This window comes from Kribbella sp. VKM Ac-2571, from assembly GCF_004362255.1.
Taxonomy (GTDB): Bacteria; Actinomycetota; Actinomycetes; order Propionibacteriales; family Kribbellaceae; genus Kribbella; species Kribbella pratensis.
In genome coordinates this window covers 69,322-87,428 of the sequence record NZ_SNWS01000021.1, presented here as the reverse complement: position 1 = coordinate 87,428, position 18,107 = coordinate 69,322, and the positions used below count along the sequence as shown (strand labels likewise).

The following is an 18,107-nucleotide window of genomic DNA, read 5'->3' as shown; positions in this document are numbered from 1 at the left end:
TTCGTCGAGGCTGGGTTCAGTTGATCTCGAGGGACTGACCGGGGGTCAGGCCGTGGTACGGGCGGCCGCCGGCCTCGCCGATCCAGCGTTGCATCATGCCGAGGCCGATGTCGCTGAGCAGGGCGTTGTGGATGCCGACCGTCTGCTCGGCCTTGACCGAGCGCGCGTACTCGACCGCCGGCGCCACCGAGAACCACGGGCCGGAGATCGGCACCAGGTTGGTGTGCACCTCGCGGTCGGGCTGGGTGAACGAGTCGCCCGGGTGGTAGACCGCGTCGTCGACCAGGTAGCCGATGTTCTCGCACGGTACGCCGAGCTCGGGCAGGATCACCGCGTGATCCTTGCCGTAGGCACGGACCGCGAAACCGGCCGCGTCGAACGACTGACCGTCCGAGACGACCGTGACCCGCTCGTCGTTCAGTTCGGCCGCGACACCGGCGGTGGTGAAGACCGGCACCTGCAACCCGCGCATCCGCTCGACGTCGACGTGGTCGGGGTGCTCGTGCGTGATCAGCACCGCGTCCGCCTTCTCGAAGGCCGCGTCCTCGGCGAACGTGCCCGGGTCGATCAGCAAGATCTTCCCGTCCTTCTCCAGCCGGACACAGGCGTGCGCGAACTTCGTCAGCTTCACAGTCAGTCTCCCAACGCGTCTCTCATCGGCACCAGCTTGGCGTTCGTCTCGGCCAGTTCGGCGTCCGGGTCGGAGCCCGCCACGATGCCGGCGCCCGCGAACAGCCGCATCCGGCGCGGCTCCTCCGGGTCGGCCTGGCCGCAGCGCAGTGCGATGCACCACTCGCCGTCGCCGGACGCGTCCATCCATCCGACCGGTCCGCTGAACCGGCCGCGCCGCATGCCTTCGATCTCACCGATCAGGTCCCGCGCGACCGGTGTCGGCGTACCGCAGACAGCCGCGGACGGGTGCAGCGCGGCAGCGAGGCCGAGCGCGGACGCGCCATTGTTCGCGACGCCGGCCACATCGGTCGCCAGGTGCATCACGTTCGGCAGATGCAGCACGAACGGGGTCTCCGGCACGTTCATCGACGTACAGTGCGGCTCCAGCGCCTCGGCGACCGAGCGGACCGCGAACTCGTGCTCCTCGAGATCCTTCGACGACCGGGCCAGCGACGCGGCCAGCGCCAGGTCGTGCGCGTCGTCGCCGGTACGGCGGATGGTCCCGGCCAGCACGCGGGACGTGATCAGGCCCTTCTCCCGGCGTACCAGCAGCTCCGGGGTGGCGCCGATCAGGCCGTCGACGGAGAACGTCCAGCAGTTCGGGTACGCCGTTGCGAGCCGATGCAGCGGCCAGCGCAGATCGATCGGCTGCGCGGCGATCGCGATCAGGTCGCGGGCCAGCACCACCTTCTCGAGCTCGCCGACGGTGATCCGGCGGACCGCGTCGGCGACGATGGCCGACCAGTCCGTCCCGGTCCGGGCGCCGTCCGCGAACGCCACGTCGTACACCGGCGACGGCTCGTGGACGACGAGCTCGGGCGGTGCGCCCAGCGAGCTGGCCGGCGAGATCGTGGTGACCCAGGCGGTGTCGCCGCGGCGGCCGACGATCACGTCGGGGACCACCAGCTCACCCGGGTCCTGATCGGTGAAGCCGAAGGAGCCGAAGCAGACCAGCCCGGAGCCCGGTACGCCGACCTCGTCGCGGATCACCGCGGCCGACGTCAGCTCCTGCCACCAGGTCATGGCCTCCTGGAAGCGGTTGCCACCGGCAACGTCCAGCCGGGCGGCCACGCCCCAGCCGACGTGCCCGTCGCCCCGCCGTACCCACGCGAGTCCGCCGTCGGCCGGCAGATGGTCCAGCAGTTGCGCCGAGACCCCGTCCACCGACTGACTGCGAACCACCAACTGCGGTGCGGGGCCTCGGGTCGCGAGGGCCGCACGGCTCCCTGGAGATGCACTCACGAGATGCAAGCGTATGCCTCCTGTCCGGCGGACTCCCCCTCGCGTGATCAACTAGACAAGTGACCCGCGCAGACCTGACCAAACAACCACACGACGTGGCGGCCATGTTCGACAACGTGGCCGAGGGGTACGACCGGACCAACGCGGTCGCGACGATGGGGCTGGAGAAGCTGTACTGGCGGCCCGCGACGCTGGCCGAGATCGCGCCGCGGAAGGGGATGAAGATCCTCGACCTGGCGGCCGGGACCGGCGCATCCAGCATCAACCTGCGTGAGGCCGGCGCCGAGGTGGTGTCCTGCGACTTCTCGGTCGGCATGCTCCGGGTCGGCAAGCGCCGGCACCCCGAGCTGGATCTGGTCGCGGGCGACGCCCTGCGGCTGCCGTTCGCCGACGAGACGTTCGACGTGGTGACGATCTCCTGGGCGCTGCGGAACGTGAACGACGTCGGGGCCGCGCTGCAGGAGATGCTGCGGGTGACCCGCCCCGGCGGACGGCTCGTCGTACTCGAGCAGTCGCATCCGACGTGGAAGCCGTTCCGGGTCGTCTACCTGGAGTACATGATGCGGGCGGTGCCGGCGGTGGCGAAGGTGGTGTCGACCAACCCCGAGGCGTACGAGTACCTGGCCGAGTCGACGCGGGCCTGGCTGCCGCAGGAGCCGCTGGCCCGTGCGATCGAGGGTGCCGGGTGGACCCGCGTCCAGTGGCGCAACCTGACCGGCGGCCTGGTGGCCATCCACCGGGCCGTGAAGGCCAGTTAATTACGCAACGGAAATTAAGCGTAATTGGCTTGCCTGCAAGGCGGTTGGGGCGAGTTTCGTGTCCGAGTCAGGCAGTCCTAGACTGTCGAGTGAAGAGGGCTCGTGAAGTCGTTCACGAGCGCACACGCCCCCAAGAACATCCAGGCCGGAGAGATGAGCCAGAGCGTGCCGAGCGGGCAGCAGGCGGAGACCGCCGATGTGATCGTCGTCGGTGCCGGACCCGCCGGATCGGCGGCGGCATACCACTTGGCGAACGCCGGGCTGGACGTCCTGCTGCTGGAGAAGACCGCGTTCCCGCGGGAGAAGGTGTGCGGCGACGGGCTCACCCCGCGCGGCACCAAGCAGCTCATCAACATGGGTATCGACATCTCCGAAGAGGCCGGCTGGATCCGGAACTACGGACTCCGCATCCAGGGCGCCGGGCACGTCCTGCAGCTCGACTGGCCGGACCTGGCCAGCCACCCGAACTACGGCCTGACCCGGAACCGGATGGACTTCGACGAGATGCTCGCCCGGCAGGCCGAGAAGGCCGGGGCGCGGCTGCGGGAGCGGACCAACGTGACCGGCCCGATCCTGGACGCCAAGGGTGACATCGTCGGGGTCACCGCGAAGCCGGTCGATGACAACGGCCGCCGGGCCGGCGCCGACGTCGAGTTCCGGGCGCCACTGGTGATGGCGGCCGACGGCAACTCGTCCCGGCTGAGCATCGCGATGGGCCTGCACAAGCGCGACGACCGCCCGATGGGTGTCGCCGTACGGACGTACTTCACCAGCCCGCGGACCGACGACGACTACCTCGAGTCCTGGCTGGAGCTGTGGGCCGACGACCCGAAGCAGCCCGGTGGCCGCGTGCTGCTGCCCGGCTACGGCTGGATCTTCGGGATGGGTGACGGCACCGTCAACGTCGGCCTCGGCATCCTGAACACCTCGGACGCGTTCGGCAAGGTCGACTACGCCGACCTGCTGAAGCAGTGGCTCAAGGTCACCCCCGAGGAGTGGCAGTTCCGCGACGAGTTCCAGACCATCCCGATCCGGGGCGCCGCGCTGCCGATGGGCTTCAACCGGCAGCCGCACTACACCCGCGGCCTGATGCTGCTCGGCGACGCCGGCGGCATGGTCAACCCGTTCAACGGCGAGGGCATCCCGTACGCGATGGAGTCCGGGGCGTTCGCCGCCGAGGTCGCCGCCCAGGCGCTGCGCCGGCAGCCGAACCAGCGGGAACGCGCACTGTCGGCGTACCCGAAGGCGCTGAAGCAGGAGTACGGCGGTTACTACACGCTCGGCCGGATCTTCGTGAAGCTGATCGGAAATCCGGAGGTGATGCGGCTCTGCACGAAGTACGGTCTGCCGCGCACCACCTTGATGAAGTTCACCTTGAAGTTGCTCGCCAACCTCACCGACCCGCGCGACGGGGACGTGATGGACAAGATCATCAACGGCCTCACGAAGCTCGCCCCCGCCGCCTGACCGGCGGGGCGGGTGAGTTGAGCCACACGCGTACTGATATCCAGAGAAACACACAGACCACCGGCTGAAGGAGGGAGCACGCAGCGATGCACCCCTATACACCGATTCTCGCTCTCGGTGTGCTCGCGGCGCTCTTCGTCGCAGGCAGCATCACCATTAGCGCCCTGGTCGGCCCGAAGCGCTACAACCGGGCCCGGCTGGACTCCTACGAGTGCGGCATCGAGCCCACTCCGCAGCCGGTCGGTGGTGGGCGCTTCCCGGTGAAGTACTACATCACCGCGATGCTGTTCATCGTTTTCGACATCGAGATCATCTTCCTCTACCCGTGGGCGGTGGCCTTCGACCAGATGGCACTGTTCGGGCTGGTCGAGATGGTCATCTTCATCGTCACCGTCTTCGTCGCGTACGCCTACGTGTGGCGCCGCGGCGGACTGGAGTGGGACTGACATGGGTCTTGAGGAACAGCTTCCGGCCGGCGTCCTGCTGAGCACCGTCGAAGGACTGCTCGGCTACATGCGCAAGGCCTCGTTGTGGCCGGCAACCTTCGGGCTGGCCTGCTGCGCCATCGAGATGATGACCACCGGCGCCCCGCGGTACGACGCCGCGCGGTTCGGCATGGAGGTCTTCCGGGCCTCGCCGCGACAGGCCGACCTGATGATCGTGGCCGGCCGGGTGAGCCAGAAGATGGCTCCGGTACTGCGCCAGATCTACGACCAGATGCCCGGCCCGAAGTGGGTGCTGGCGATGGGCGTGTGCGCGTCGTCGGGCGGCATGTTCAACAACTACGCGATCGTGCAGGGCGTGGACCACGTCGTACCGGTCGACATGTACCTGCCCGGCTGCCCGCCGCGGCCGGAGATGCTGCTGGACGCGTTCCTGAAGATCCACGACCAGATCCAGCACATGAAGCTCGGCGCGCACAAGAAGGCGCTGCAGACCGAGCAGGAGGCCGCGGCCCTGACCGCCGCCCCGACGATCGAGATGAAGGGCTTGCTCCGGTGACCGAGCGAAGCGAGGGCACCCAAAAGCAGAGCAGCGTTCCGCTCATTTGTGGACGAGCGAAGCGAGGGAGCAAATGAGCGACACGCAACCCGAGAACTTGCCGGCGACCTCTGCGGCCAGTGACGCGCAGACGCCGCAGGCCGAGGTGATCGACCAGCGCGAGGGCATGTTCGGTGTCCGCGGTACCGGTGACACCTCCGGCTTCGGCGGCCTGCGCCGCCAGGTCGCGCTGCCGGGCAGTACGCCGAGACCGTACGGCTCCTGGTTCGACGGCGCGGTGGACCGGCTGGAAGGCCTGGTTGCCGACGGTGCGATCGAGAAGGTCGTCGTCGACCGCGGTGAGCTGACGCTGCACATCAAGCGCGAGAACCTGGTCGAGGTCTGCCAGCACCTGCGCGACGACGAGGCGCTGCGGTTCGAGTTCTGCTCCGGTGTCAGCGGCGTGCACTACCCGAACGAGACGGGCAGCGAGCTGCACGCCGTCTACCACTTCCTGTCGATCACCCACAACCGCCGGATCCGGCTGGAGGTGTCGGCGCCCGACAGCGACCCGCACATCCCGTCGATCGTCTCGGTCTACCCGGCCAACGACTGGCACGAGCGGGAGACCTGGGACTTCTTCGGCATCGTCTTCGACGGGCACCCGGCCCTGACCCGGATCCAGATGCCCGACGACTGGCCGGGGCACCCGCAGCGCAAGGACTACCCGCTCGGCGGTATCGACGTCGAGTACAAGGGCGCTGTCATCCCACCGCCCGACACGCGGAGGTCGTACAACTGATGACCACTACAGACCCGTACGCGACCACTCGGGACACCACCGAGGGCAAGGTCTTCACCGTCACCGGCCAGGACTGGGACTCGGTCGTCTCCGGTCTCGGCGAGGAGCCCGAAGAGCGCGTCGTCGTCAACATGGGACCGCAGCACCCGTCCACGCACGGCGTGCTCCGGCTGATCCTCGAGCTCGACGGTGAGAACGTGACCGAGGCCCGCTGCGGCATCGGCTACCTGCACACCGGTATCGAGAAGAACATGGAGTTCCGCTCCTGGACGCAGGGCGTCACGTTCTGCACCCGGATGGACTACCTGTCGCCGTTCTACAACGAGGCGGCGTACTGCCTCGCGGTCGAGCGGCTGCTCGGGATCGAGGACCAGATCCCGGACAAGGCGAACGTGATGCGGGTGCTCCTGATGGAGCTCAACCGGATCAGCAGCCACCTGGTCTGCATCGCCACCGGCGGTATGGAGATCGGCGCGCTGACCGTGATGACGATCGGCTTCCGCGAGCGTGAGAAGACCCTGGACCTGTTCGAGCTGATCACCGGCCTGCGGATGAACCACGCGTTCATCCGGCCGGGCGGTGTCGCCCAGGACCTCCCGGCGGGTGCGCTGGACAAGATCCGCGAGTACATCACGTGGATGAACCGGCACCTCAAGGAGTACGCCGAGCTCTGCAACGCCAACCCGATCTTCAAGGCGCGGCTGCAGAACGTCGGCTACCTGGACCTGGCCGGCTGCATGGCGCTCGGCATCTCCGGCCCGACGGTGCGCTCCACCGGCTACGCGCTGGACCTGCGCAAGAGCCAGCCGTACTGCGGGTACGAGACCTACGACTTCGACGTACCGACCTGGGACTCCTCGGACGCGTACGGACGGTTCCGGGTGCGGCTGCAGGAGATGCACGAGTCGCTGAAGATCGTCGAGCAGTGCGCCGACCGGCTGGAGAAGATGGACGGCCAGCCCGTGATGGTGGCCGACAAGAAGATCGGCTGGCCGGCCCAGCTGGCCGTCGGCGCCGACGGGATGGGCAACTCGCTCGACCACATCAAGCACATCATGGGCGAGTCGATGGAAGCGCTGATCCATCACTTCAAGCTGGTCACCGAGGGCTTCCGGGTCCCGGCCGGCCAGGCGTACGTCGCGCTCGAGTCACCGCGCGGCGAGATGGGCTGCCACGTCGTTTCCGACGGCGGCACCAAGCCGTACCGGGTGCACTTCCGTGACCCGTCGTTCGCAAACCTGCAGGCGATGCCGATCATGTGCGAGGGCGGCCAGGTCGCCGACGTGATCGTCGCCGTCGCCAGCCTTGACCCGGTGATGGGTGGAGTGGACCGCTAAATGGCCGAGAACCACACGACTGCTACCGACAAGACGGTGCCGTACAGCACCGGCGACTCGAAGATCACCGACGCCACGATCGCGGAGATGCGCGAGATCGCGGCGCGGTACCCGGTCGCCCGGTCCGCGCTGCTGCCGATGCTGCACCTGGTGCAGTCGGTCGAGGGCCGGGTCACCCCGGAGGGCATCGAGGCCTGCGCCGACGTGCTCGGGCTGACCGGCGCCGAGGTGTCGGCGGTGGCCACCTTCTACACGATGTACAAGCGCCGCCCGGTCGGCGACTACCACGTCGGCGTCTGCACCAACACGCTGTGCGCGGTGATGGGCGGCGACCTGATCTTCGACCGGCTGAAGCAGCACCTGGACGTCGGCAACGACGAGACCACCGAGGACGGCAAGATCACCCTCGAGCACCTCGAGTGCAACGCCGCCTGCGACTACGCGCCGGTGATGATGGTCAACTGGGAGTTCTTCGACGACATGACGCCGGAGTCGGCCACCCAACTGGTCGACGACCTGCGGGACGGCACCGAGGTGAAGTCGCCGCGCGGTGCGACGGTCTGCACCTGGCGCGAGGCCGAGCGGGTGCTGGCCGGGTACCCCGACGGCCGGGCCGACGAGGGCCCGACCGGTGGCAAGGCCACGCTGGCCGGCCTCCGCCTGGCCCGCGAGCGCGGCTGGACCGCGCCCGGTGGTTCCTCCAACGCCGACACCCAGAAGGAGGACTGACCATGGCTGACACGTTGACTCCGGTGCTGTCCGACAACTGGGACCAGATCAGGTCCTGGCAGCTGTCGTCGTACCAGCGGTCCGGCGGGTACGACGGGCTGCGCAAGGCGCTCGCGATGCAGCCGGCCGATGTCGTAGCCACGGTCAAGGACTCCGGGCTGCGCGGCCGTGGCGGCGCGGGCTTCCCGACCGGCATGAAGTGGCAGTTCATCCCGCAGGACAACCCGAACCCGAAGTACCTCGTGGTGAACGCCGACGAGTCGGAGCCGGGCACCTGCAAAGACATCCCGCTGATGATGGCCTCGCCGCACACGCTGGTCGAGGGCGTCGTCATCGCGTCCTACGCGATCCGCGCGTCCGTGGCGTTCATCTACGTCCGCGGTGAGGTGCTGCACGTGATCCGCCGGCTGCAGCAGGCGGTCCAGGAGGCCAAGGACGCGGGCTACATCGGCACGAACATCCTCGGCAGCGGCTACGACCTCGACGTGGTCGTGCACGCCGGCGCCGGCGCCTACATCTGCGGCGAGGAGACGGCGCTGCTCGACTCGCTGGAAGGACGTCGCGGTCAACCTCGGCTGCGTCCTCCCTTCCCGGCCGTGGCCGGTCTGTACGGCTGCCCGACTGTCATCAACAACGTCGAGTCGATCGCTTCCGTTCCCGCCATCATCAAGAACGGGGCGGACTGGTTCTCCTCGATGGGCACCGAGAAGTCCAAGGGCATGACGCTGTACTCGCTGTCCGGGCACGTCACCCGCCCGGGTCAGTACGAGGCCCCGCTGGGCATCACGCTGCGGGAGCTGCTCGACCTGGCCGGCGGGGTCCGCGAGGGTCACGAGCTGAAGTTCTGGACGCCGGGCGGCTCGTCGACGCCGCTGCTGACGTCCGAGCACCTCGACGTACCGCTGGACTACGAGGGCGTCGGCGCGGTCGGCTCGATGCTCGGTACCAAGGCGCTGCAGATCTTCGACGACTCGGTGTGCGTCGTCCGCGCCGTACTGCGCTGGACCGAGTTCTACAAGCACGAGTCCTGCGGCAAGTGCACGCCCTGCCGCGAAGGCACGTGGTGGCTGGTGCAGATTCTCGAGCGGCTGGAGAAGGGCCAGGGGTCCGACCAGGACCTGGACGTCCTGCTCGACCTGTCCGAGAACATCCTCGGCCGGTCGTTCTGCGCGCTCGCCGACGGTGCGACCGCACCGATCACCAGCTCGATCGCGCACTTCAAGGACGAGTACCTGGCGCACTTCGAGAACGGCGGCTGCCCGTTCGACCCGATGGCAAGCACTGTCTTCGCGACTGCTGGAGCAACCGCATGACGATCCAAGCGAACCCGCCGGCCGGGTCCGAGGTGGAGCGCACCGATCTGGTGACGGTCACCATCGACGACATCGAGGTCAAGGTTCCCAAGAACACCCTGCTGATCCGGGCCGCGGAGCAGATCGGGATCCAGATCCCGCGGTTCTGCGACCACCCGCTGCTCGACCCGGTCGGCGCCTGCCGGCAGTGCCTGGTCGAGATCACCGATGCCGGGAACGGCCGCGGGATGCCCAAGCCGCAGGCTTCCTGCACGATCACCGTTGCCGACGGCATGGTGGTCCGCACCCAGGTGAGCTCGCCGGTGGCGGACAAGGCTCAGCACGGGCAGATGGAATTCCTGCTGATCAACCACCCGCTGGACTGCCCGGTCTGCGACAAGGGCGGCGAGTGCCCCCTGCAGAACCAGGCGATGTCGAACGGCGCGGGCGAGACCCGCTTCCACGAGATCAAGCGGACCTACCCCAAGCCGATCAGCATCTCGGCCGAGGTGCTGCTGGACCGTGAGCGCTGCATCCTCTGCGCGCGCTGCACCCGCTTCTCCGAGCAGATCGCCGGTGACCCGTTCATCGCGCTGATCGAGCGCGGCGCGCTGCAGCAGGTCGGCATCTACGAGAAGGAACCCTTCGAGAGCTACTTCTCCGGCAACACGATCCAGATCTGCCCGGTCGGTGCGCTGACGAGTGCGGCGTACCGCTTCCGCTCGCGGCCGTTCGACCTGGTGTCGGTGCCGTCGGTGGCCGAGCACGACTCGTCCGGTGCGGCGATCCGCGTCGACTACCGGCGCGGCAAGGTGATGCGCCGGCTGGCCGGGGACGACCCGCAGGTCAACGAGGAGTGGATCTCCGACAAGGACCGGTTCGCGTTCCAGTACGCGAACACCGGTGACCGGCTGACCCACCCGCTGATCCGCGAGGACGGCGAGCTGCGGCCGGCGTCCTGGCCGGAGGCGCTGACCTTCGCGGCCGAGAAGCTGACCGCGGCCCGTGGCAATGCGGCGGTGCTGACCGGTGGCCGGCTGACGGTCGAGGACGCCTACGCGTACTCGAAGTTCGCCCGGGTCGCGCTGGGCAGCAACGACATCGACTTCCGGGCCCGCCCGCACTCCGCGGAGGAGGCGGACTTCCTCGCCGCCGCGGTGGCCGGCACCGGCCTGGGGACGACGTTCTCCGACCTGGAGAAGGCCGGCACCATCCTGTTCGTCGGGTTCGAGCCCGAGGAAGAGGCGCCGTCGGTCTTCCTCCGGGTGCGCAAGGGCGTGAAGAAGCACGGCACCAAGGTGTTCACGATCGCGTCGTACGCGTCCCGCGGTGTGGAGAAGCTGAACGGCGTTGTCGTCCACGCGTCGCCGGGCACCGAGGCCGCCGTACTCGCGGATCTCGGTAACGCCGGTGAGGCCGGGGCAGCAGCCCGGGCCGCACTCGGTCCGGACTCGATCATCGTCGTCGGTGAGCGGCTGGCCGCCGTACCGGGTGGCTACTCGAACGCGCTGCGGCTGGCGCTCGACACCGGCGCCGATCTGGCCTGGATCCCGCGGCGTGCGGGTGACCGGGCCGCCCTCGAGGCCGGTTGTCTTCCGGGCCTGCTGCCCGGTGGGCGGCTGGTCAGCGACCCGCAGGCGCGCGTCGACCTGCAGGCCGCCTGGGGTGTCGACAACCTGCCGGGCGAGCCGGGCAAGGACCTGACCGAGATCATCGCCAACGCGGGATCCCTGCAGGCGCTGGTCGTCGCGGGTGTCGAGATCGACGACCTGCCCGACCCGGCCGCGGCACTCGCCGCACTGAAGGCGGTGCCGTTCGTGGTCAGCTTCGAGGTTCGCAACTCGCAGGTGACCGAGTACGCCGACGTGGTCTTCCCCGTCGTACCGCCGGTGGAGAAGTCCGGCACCTTCGTGAACTGGGAGGGCCGCGAGCGGCCGTTCCCGGTCGTGCTCAAGGTGCCGGCCGCGATGCCGGACGTCCGCGCGCTGGCCGCGCTGGCGCAGGAGATGGGCAACCCGCTCGGCTTCAGCACGACCGACGGCGCCAAGCGCGAGTACGACGAGCTCGGCCGCTGGGACGGCGACCGGGCCCAGGAGCCGACGTACCAGGCCGGTCCGGCCCTCGGCGCGTTCGACTCCACCCGGCTGGCGACCTGGCGGATGCTGATCGACGACAGCCGCGCCTGCGACGGTGAGCCGCACCTGACCGCGACCGCACGGACGCCGGTCGCCCGCGTCTCGCTCACCACCGCGCGCCGGATCGGCGTCGCCGACGGGGACGAGCTGGTGGTGAGCACCGACGCCGGGAGCATCCGGCTGCCGGTCGTCATCACCCCGATGACCGACAACGTGGTCTGGCTGCCGACCAACTCGGCCGACTCCCACGTCCGCCGGTCGTTGCACGCAGACCATGGCTCGATCGTGACGATCGCCGGAGGAAACGCATGATCTCGCTAGCGGTGCCTGACGCCGGGGTCGGTCACGACCCGTGGTGGGTGATCCTCATCAAGGTGCTGTTCATCTTCGTCTTCCTGGTGGTGCTGACGCTCTTCAACATCTGGTGGGAACGCCGGGTGGTGGCGCGGATGCAGCACCGGATCGGCCCGAACGTGCACGGCCCGCAGGGTCTGCTGCAGTCGCTGGCCGACGGTGTGAAGCTGATGCTCAAGGAAGACCTGATGCCGAAGGGCGTCGACCGGCTGGTCTTCGTGCTGGCGCCGGCGATCGTCGCCGTACCGGCCTTCCTCACCTTCGCGGTGATCCCGTTCGGCCCGACGGTGAAGATCCCGTTCACCGACACCTACACCCGGCTGCAGCTGACCGACCTGCCGGTCTCGGTGCTGTACGTGATGGCGATCGCCTCGATCGGCATCTACGGCATCGTGCTCGGCGGCTGGTCGTCGAACTCGACGTACTCGCTGCTGGGCGGCCTGCGGTCCAGCGCGCAGATGATCTCGTACGAGGTCGCGATGGGACTGGCGCTGGTGACGGTGTTCCTGTTCGCGGGCTCGCTGTCCACCTCGGAGATCGTGGCGGCGCAGTCGCACCAGACCGTGCACTGGTTCGGGGCCGACATCCCGCTGCCCGGGTGGTACGCGTTCCTGCTCTTCCCGTCGTTCGTGATCTACGTGATCTCGATGGTCGGCGAGACGAACCGGGCGCCGTTCGACCTTCCCGAGGCCGAGGGTGAGCTGGTCGCGGGCTTCCTGACCGAGTACTCCTCGATCAAGTACGCGATGTTCTTCCTGGCCGAGTACATCAACATGGCGACCGTGTCCGCGCTGGCCACCACGCTGTTCCTGGGCGGCTGGCGGGCGCCGTGGCCGATCTCGATCTGGGACGGCGCGAACTCCGGCTTCTGGCCGGTGCTGTGGTTCATGGGCAAGCTGATGGGCTTCATCTTCTTCTACATCTGGCTACGCGGAACGCTGCCGCGACTGCGCTACGACCAGTTCATGAAGTTCGGCTGGAAGGTCCTGATCCCGATCTCGCTGGCCTGGATCCTGCTGGTCGCCACCGTCCGCGCGGTCGGCCGCGAGACCAACTTCAGCCGTACGACGCTGCTGGTCGCGGCCGCGATCGTGCTGGTGATCGCGGTGATCAGCATGTTCGTCCCGGGGAAGCCGAAGGAAGAGCCGGCCGAGGTGGCCGACGGCGCGGAGTTCGACGCCTTCGCCGGCGGGTTCCCGGTGCCACCACCGCTCCCCAGTCAGCAGACCGAGCCGAAATCGAAGGCAGGCAGCCGTGGCTAGTGTCAAAGAGTCCCTCTGGGACCCGGTAGCCGGGTTCGGCGTCACCTTCCGGACGATGTTCCGGAAGGTGTTCACCGAGCAGTACCCGTTCGAGAAGAAGCCGACCGCGCCGCGGTTCCACGGCCGGCACCAGCTGAACCGCTGGCCGGACGGGCTGGAGAAGTGCGTCGGCTGCGAGCTGTGCGCGTGGGCCTGCCCCGCGGACGCGATCTACGTCGAGGGCGCGGACAACTCCGAGGGCGACCGGTTCTCGCCCGGCGAGCGGTACGGCCGGGTGTACCAGATCAACTACCTGCGCTGCATCCTGTGCGGTCTGTGCATCGAGGCCTGCCCGACCCGGGCGCTCACCATGACCAACGAGTACGAGCTGGCCGACTCCAGCCGCGCGTCCCTCATCTACGAGAAGAAGGACCTGCTGGCGCCGCTGCTTCCGGGGATGCAGGAGCCGCCGCACGAGATGCAGCTCGGCAAGACCGAGAAGGACTACTACCTCGGTCTGACCGGCGCGGCCTCGCACGCCGACGGGAGTGACGCCAAATGATCGGGTTGGTCACCGGGCCGCAGGTCGCGTTCTGGCTGCTCGCCCCGGTCATGATCCTGGCCGGGATCGGCATGGTGCTGGTCCGTAAGGCGGTGCACTCGGCGATGCTGCTGGCGACCGTGATGATCTGCCTCGCGGTGCAGTACGCCGCGCAGGACGCGCCGTTCCTGTTCGCCGTACAGATCATCGTCTACACCGGCGCGATCCTGATGCTGTTCCTGTTCGTGCTGATGGTGGTCGGTGTCGACGCGTCCGACTCGCTGGTCGAGACGATCCGCGGTCAGCGGCTGCTCGCCGGAATCGCCTTCCTCGCCTTCGGCGTTCTGCTGATCGCCGCGGTCGGGAACGCGATCTACGGGCACCCGACCGGGCTGGCCGACGCGCAGCCGGACGGAAACGTCAAGGGCCTCGCGCAGCTGCTGTTCGGTAAGTACGTGTTCGCCTTCGAGGTCACGTCGGCGCTGCTGATCACCGCGGCGATGGGCGCCATGATGCTGGCGCACCGCGAGCGGCTGACCAAGAAGAAGACGCAGCGCGACCACGCCGAGGAGCGGATCCGCAAGTACGCCGAACAGGGCATCCACCCCGGCCCGCTGCCGACCCCCGGTGTTCTGGCCCGGCACAACGCCGTCGACACCCCGGCCCTGCTGCCGGACGGGTCGATCGCACCGACCTCGGTTTCGCGGGTGCTCCAGGCACGTGGCACCGTGTTCCCCGAAACCGAGGAGCGCGCGGACATCGACGAGGTCCGCAAGCTCGACGCGGGTGAGCTGTACCCGCCCGAGGCGGAGAGCACCGACACGACCGGGTTTGCCGAAGGAGGAGAGAAGCGGTGACAACCGAGCCGTACATCGTGCTCGCGGCGATCCTGTTCAGCATCGGCGCTCTCGGCGTGCTGGTACGCCGGAACGCGATCGTCGTCTTCATGTGCGTCGAGCTGATGCTGAACGCGACCAACCTCGCGTTCGTGAGCTTCGCGCGCCAGCACGGCAACCTCGACGGCCAGATCGCCGCCTTCTTTGTGATGGTGGTGGCCGCGGCCGAGGTCGTGATCGGGCTGGCGATCATCATGGCCATCTTCCGCACCCGTCGCTCGGCCTCGGTCGACGACGCCAACCTGCTCAAGTACTGAGGTAAGCACCGATGAGTCATGAGCTGACGTGGCTGCTGGTCGCGGTACCGGCTTTGTCCGCGGCGATCCTGCTGCTCGGTGGCAAGGCCACCAACGCGTGGGGTCACCTGCTGGGCACGCTGGCGCCGGTGATCTCCTTCGCCTTCGGCGTCGTGCTGTTCTTCCAGATGCAGGGCCGGGCGAGCGAGGAGCGGTCCGAGACGGTCCGGCTGTTCGAGTGGTTCTCGGTCGGCCACATCAAGGTCGACTTCACGCTGCTGATCGACCCGCTGTCGATCCTGTTCGTGCTGCTGATCACCGGTGTGGGTTCGCTGATCCACATCTACTCGATCGGCTACATGGAGCACGACCCGCGCCGGCGGCGGTTCTTCGGCTACCTGAACCTGTTCATCGCCTCGATGCTGCTGCTGGTGCTCGCGGCCGACTACCTGCTGGTCTTCGTCGGCTGGGAGGGCGTCGGTCTGGCGTCGTACCTGCTGATCGGTTTCTGGCAGCACAAGAACTCGGCCGCGGTCGCCGCGAAGAAGGCGTTCGTGGTCAACCGGGTCGGTGACATCGGCCTCTCGCTCGCGGTGATGAGCATGTGGGCGCTGTTCGGCTCGTCCGCCTTCTCGACCGTGAACGCCGGCGCCGAGCATGTCTCGAAGACCTGGGCCACGCTGCTCGGTCTGATGCTGCTGCTGGCCGCCTGCGGTAAGTCCGCGCAGGTGCCGCTGCAGTCCTGGCTGCTGGACGCGATGGAGGGCCCGACCCCGGTGTCGGCGCTGATCCACGCGGCGACCATGGTCACGGCCGGCGTCTACCTGGTGGTCCGGTCGCACGCGATCTACGAGGTCACCGACGCCGCGTCCACCGCGGTGGTGATCGTCGGAACGGTCACCGCGCTCGCCGGTGCGATCATCGGTTGCGCCAAGGACGACATCAAGAAGGCGCTGGCCGGTTCGACGATGAGCCAGATCGGCTACATGATGCTCGCCGCGGGTCTCGGCCCGGCCGGGTACGTGTTCGCGATCTTCCACCTGCTCACCCACGGCTTCTTCAAGGCCAACATGTTCCTCGGCGCCGGCTCGGTCATGCACGGCATGAACGACGACGTGAACATGCGCCACTACGGCGCCCTGCGGACGTCGATGAAGGTCACCTTCGTGACCTTCGCCTTCGGCTACCTGGCGATCCTCGGCATCCCGCCGTTCGCCGGCTTCTTCAGCAAGGACAAGATCATCGAGGCCGCGTTCGCGGACAACACGGTGATCGGTCTGTGCGCGCTGCTCGGCGCCGGTATCACTGCGTTCTACATGACGCGGGTGATGCTGATGACGTTCTTCGGCAAGAAGCGCTGGGCCGAGGACGTGCACCCGCACGAGTCGCCGGCCGTGATGACCTGGCCGCTGATCATCCTGGCGGCGCTGTCGCTGGGCGGCGGCGCGCTGTACTTCGCGGGGCACTGGATCGTCGACTGGCTGGAGCCGATCGTCGGTCACGAGGAGGAGCACCCGCCGGTGAGTGCCCTGGTGATGACGCTGATCACCCTCGCGGTGGTTGCCGTCGGCATCGTCATCGCGGTGCTCAAGTACCGCCGGGACATCCCGCGGGAGGCGCCCGCCGGTTCGCCGGTCACCGTCTTCGCCCGCCGGGACCTGTACGGCGACGCGCTGAACGAGGCGGTCCTGATGCGGCCCGGGCAGTACCTGACCCGGACGCTGGTCTGGCTCGACAACCGGGGCGTCGACGGCCTGGTCAACGGCCTGGCCGCACTCTTCGGCGGTCTGTCCGGCCGGCTCCGCCGGTTCCAGACGGGCTTCGTCCGTTCGTACGCACTCAGCATGGTCTTCGGCGCCGCATTCGTGGTCGTCGCCCTCCTCGCGGTGAGGTTGTCGTGAACATCGGTTGGCTGACCCTGTTACTGCTCCTGCCGTTCGTCGGGGCCATCGCGACGATGCTGGTGCCGAAGGCGAAAGCGCTGCCGGCCAAGCAGGTCGCGCTCGGGTTCTCGCTCGTGACGCTGGTGCTGACCGCGATCGTCGCGATCGGCTACCACCGCAACGGCGGCGAGGACTACGCCGAGACGCACACCTGGATCAAGGCCTTCGGCGCGCACTACGCGCTCGGCCTCGACGGTGTCGGCATCGTGCTGGTGGTGCTGACGGCGCTGCTGACGCCGATCGTGATGATCGCGTCCTGGAACGACGCGCAGCACGGCCGCTGGTCGGAGAAGTCCTTCTTCGCCTGGATCCTCGGCCTCGAGGCGCTGTCGATCGGCGTGTTCTCCGCGACCGACGTGTTCCTCTTCTACGTGCTGTTCGAGGCCACGCTGATCCCGATGTACTTCCTGATCGGCGGCTTCGGCGGCCCGCAGCGTTCGTACGCCGCGGTGAAGTTCCTGCTCTACTCGCTGCTCGGCGGTCTGCTGATGCTGGCGTCGGTCGTCGGCCTGTACGTCGTCTCGGCCAAGCACGGCGCCCCGTCGTACCTGCTGTCGGACATGATGAAGCTCGACATCAGCCAGAACACCGAGCGCTGGCTGTTCCTCGGCTTCTTCTTCGCCTTCGCGGTGAAGGCGCCGATGGTGCCGTTCCACACCTGGCTGCCGGACGCGGCCGGTGAGGCGACGCCGGGTACGTCGGTGCTGCTGGTCGGCATCCTGGACAAGATCGGCACCTTCGGGATGATCCGGTTCTGCCTGGGCCTGTTCCCGAACGCGTCCGAGTGGGCCACCCCGGTCGTGCTGGTGCTGGCGCTGATCTCGGTGCTGTACGGCGCGCTCCTGGCGATCGGCCAGACCGACATCAAGCGCCTGATCGCCTACACCTCGATCTCGCACTTCGGCTTCATCGTGATGGGTATCTTCGCGCTGACGTCGCAGGGCCTGACCGGGTCGACGCTGTACATGTTCAACCACGGTCTGTCCACCGCGGCGCTGTTCCTGGTCGCCGGGTACCTGATCTCCCGGCGCGGCTCCGCGCGGATCGCCGACTACGGCGGAGTGGAGAAGGTCGCTCCGGTGCTGGCCGGCACGTTCCTGTTCGCCGGACTGTCCAGCCTGGCGCTGCCCGGTCTGTCGCCGTTCATCTCCGAGTTCATGGTGCTGGCCGGGACGTTCAGCCGGCACAAGGTGATCGCGGTGATCGCGGTCGTCGGTATCGTGCTGGCCGCGCTGTACATCCTGCTGATGTACCAGCGCACGATGACCGGTCCGGTCCGCGACGGGATCGAGAAGCTGAAGGACCTGACCGGGCGTGAGATCCTCGCGATCGCGCCGCTCGTGGTCCTGATCATCGGCCTCGGGATCTTCCCGAAGCCGATCGTGGACATCATCAAGCCCGCGGTCGACGAGACCATGCAGCGGGTCGGCGTGACCGACAAGGCACCGCAGATCCCCGTGACGGAGGGACAGAAGTGAGCG

At 68.2% G+C, this 18,107-nt stretch carries 17 protein-coding genes; 15 read left to right on the top strand and 2 right to left on the bottom strand.

Going from position 1 to position 18,107, the window contains the following annotated elements; genetic code table 11:
• Positions 1 to 16: 16 nt before the first annotated feature.
• A complete protein-coding gene (locus tag EV651_RS35280; RefSeq protein WP_133789596.1) occupies positions 17 to 631 on the bottom strand; it encodes an MBL fold metallo-hydrolase in 615 nt (204 codons plus the stop codon).
• A gap of 2 nt (positions 632 to 633) precedes the next feature.
• Positions 634 to 1,914 carry an isochorismate synthase MenF gene (locus EV651_RS35275; protein WP_133789595.1) on the bottom strand — a complete coding sequence of 427 codons (1,281 nt, stop codon included), beginning with the start codon at positions 1,912 to 1,914 and terminating at the stop codon, positions 634 to 636.
• A 59-nt stretch (positions 1,915 to 1,973) separates the two neighbouring features.
• On the opposite strand from EV651_RS35275, the gene EV651_RS35270 reads away from it, so the two are divergent.
• The 15 genes from EV651_RS35270 (at position 1,974) to EV651_RS35200 (ending at position 18,104) form a co-directional block, all read left to right on the top strand.
• Entirely contained in the window at positions 1,974 to 2,672 is a 699-nt protein-coding gene (locus tag EV651_RS35270; RefSeq protein ID WP_133789594.1) for a demethylmenaquinone methyltransferase, read from the top strand.
• A gap of 153 nt (positions 2,673 to 2,825) precedes the next feature.
• A complete protein-coding gene (locus tag EV651_RS35265; RefSeq protein WP_133789685.1) occupies positions 2,826 to 4,139 on the top strand; it encodes a geranylgeranyl reductase family protein in 1,314 nt (437 codons plus the stop codon).
• 86 nt (positions 4,140 to 4,225) lie between these two features.
• Positions 4,226 to 4,585 (top strand): NADH-quinone oxidoreductase subunit A, encoded by a 360-nt coding sequence (locus EV651_RS35260; protein WP_133789593.1) that lies wholly within the window; start codon positions 4,226 to 4,228, stop codon positions 4,583 to 4,585.
• A gap of 1 nt (position 4,586) precedes the next feature.
• Positions 4,587 to 5,141 carry an NADH-quinone oxidoreductase subunit B family protein gene (locus tag EV651_RS35255; protein ID WP_131286677.1) on the top strand — a complete coding sequence of 185 codons (555 nt, stop codon included), beginning with the start codon at positions 4,587 to 4,589 and terminating at the stop codon, positions 5,139 to 5,141.
• Positions 5,142 to 5,214: 73 nt separating this feature from the next.
• Entirely contained in the window at positions 5,215 to 5,922 is a 708-nt protein-coding gene (locus tag EV651_RS35250; RefSeq protein ID WP_133789592.1) for an NADH-quinone oxidoreductase subunit C, read from the top strand.
• Positions 5,922 to 7,259, top strand: coding sequence for an NADH-quinone oxidoreductase subunit D (locus EV651_RS35245; RefSeq protein ID WP_133789591.1), 1,338 nt, complete (start codon positions 5,922 to 5,924; stop codon positions 7,257 to 7,259). Before EV651_RS35250 ends, EV651_RS35245 begins: the two co-directional genes overlap by 1 nt.
• Positions 7,260 to 7,988, top strand: coding sequence for an NADH-quinone oxidoreductase subunit NuoE (gene nuoE, locus EV651_RS35240; protein ID WP_166658895.1), 729 nt, complete (start codon positions 7,260 to 7,262; stop codon positions 7,986 to 7,988).
• 2 nt (positions 7,989 to 7,990) lie between these two features.
• Positions 7,991 to 9,301, top strand: coding sequence for an NADH-quinone oxidoreductase subunit NuoF (gene nuoF / locus EV651_RS35235; RefSeq protein WP_133789590.1), 1,311 nt, complete (start codon positions 7,991 to 7,993; stop codon positions 9,299 to 9,301).
• Complete coding sequence (locus EV651_RS35230; protein WP_133789589.1) at positions 9,298 to 11,727, top strand: NADH-quinone oxidoreductase subunit G; 2,430 nt, start codon at positions 9,298 to 9,300, stop codon at positions 11,725 to 11,727. Before nuoF ends, EV651_RS35230 begins: the two co-directional genes overlap by 4 nt.
• The gene (gene nuoH / locus EV651_RS35225) at positions 11,724 to 13,031 is read left to right on the top strand and encodes an NADH-quinone oxidoreductase subunit NuoH (protein ID WP_133789588.1); all 1,308 of its coding nucleotides are present in this window, start codon (positions 11,724 to 11,726) and stop codon (positions 13,029 to 13,031) included. Before EV651_RS35230 ends, nuoH begins: the two co-directional genes overlap by 4 nt.
• Positions 13,024 to 13,572, top strand: coding sequence for an NADH-quinone oxidoreductase subunit NuoI (gene nuoI / locus EV651_RS35220; RefSeq protein ID WP_133789587.1), 549 nt, complete (start codon positions 13,024 to 13,026; stop codon positions 13,570 to 13,572). The genes nuoH and nuoI overlap by 8 nt, the downstream gene beginning before the upstream one ends.
• Entirely contained in the window at positions 13,569 to 14,408 is an 840-nt protein-coding gene (locus EV651_RS35215; protein WP_133789586.1) for an NADH-quinone oxidoreductase subunit J, read from the top strand. The genes nuoI and EV651_RS35215 overlap by 4 nt, the downstream gene beginning before the upstream one ends.
• A complete protein-coding gene (nuoK, locus tag EV651_RS35210; RefSeq protein WP_130384807.1) occupies positions 14,405 to 14,704 on the top strand; it encodes an NADH-quinone oxidoreductase subunit NuoK in 300 nt (99 codons plus the stop codon). Before EV651_RS35215 ends, nuoK begins: the two co-directional genes overlap by 4 nt.
• An 11-nt stretch (positions 14,705 to 14,715) precedes the next feature.
• The gene (gene nuoL / locus EV651_RS35205) at positions 14,716 to 16,584 is read left to right on the top strand and encodes an NADH-quinone oxidoreductase subunit L (protein ID WP_133789585.1); all 1,869 of its coding nucleotides are present in this window, start codon (positions 14,716 to 14,718) and stop codon (positions 16,582 to 16,584) included.
• Complete coding sequence (locus EV651_RS35200; RefSeq protein ID WP_133789584.1) at positions 16,581 to 18,104, top strand: NADH-quinone oxidoreductase subunit M; 1,524 nt, start codon at positions 16,581 to 16,583, stop codon at positions 18,102 to 18,104. The genes nuoL and EV651_RS35200 overlap by 4 nt, the downstream gene beginning before the upstream one ends.
• Positions 18,105 to 18,107 lie beyond the last annotated feature (3 nt).

Excerpts from the sequence above, each read along its gene's own strand:
- EV651_RS35265 (WP_133789685.1), top strand. The coding sequence starts at position 2,826 with ATGAGCCAGAGCGTGCCGAGCGGGCAGCAGGCGGAGACCGCCGATGTG.
- EV651_RS35260 (WP_133789593.1), top strand. The coding sequence starts at position 4,226 with ATGCACCCCTATACACCGATTCTCGCTCTCGGTGTGCTCGCGGCGCTC.
- EV651_RS35255 (WP_131286677.1), top strand. The coding sequence starts at position 4,587 with ATGGGTCTTGAGGAACAGCTTCCGGCCGGCGTCCTGCTGAGCACCGTC.
- EV651_RS35250 (WP_133789592.1), top strand. The coding sequence starts at position 5,215 with ATGAGCGACACGCAACCCGAGAACTTGCCGGCGACCTCTGCGGCCAGT.
- EV651_RS35245 (WP_133789591.1), top strand. The coding sequence starts at position 5,922 with ATGACCACTACAGACCCGTACGCGACCACTCGGGACACCACCGAGGGC.
- nuoE (WP_166658895.1), top strand. The coding sequence starts at position 7,260 with ATGGCCGAGAACCACACGACTGCTACCGACAAGACGGTGCCGTACAGC.
- nuoF (WP_133789590.1), top strand. The coding sequence starts at position 7,991 with ATGGCTGACACGTTGACTCCGGTGCTGTCCGACAACTGGGACCAGATC.
- EV651_RS35230 (WP_133789589.1), top strand. The coding sequence starts at position 9,298 with ATGACGATCCAAGCGAACCCGCCGGCCGGGTCCGAGGTGGAGCGCACC.
- nuoH (WP_133789588.1), top strand. The coding sequence starts at position 11,724 with ATGATCTCGCTAGCGGTGCCTGACGCCGGGGTCGGTCACGACCCGTGG.
- EV651_RS35215 (WP_133789586.1), top strand. The coding sequence starts at position 13,569 with ATGATCGGGTTGGTCACCGGGCCGCAGGTCGCGTTCTGGCTGCTCGCC.
- nuoL (WP_133789585.1), top strand. The coding sequence starts at position 14,716 with ATGAGTCATGAGCTGACGTGGCTGCTGGTCGCGGTACCGGCTTTGTCC.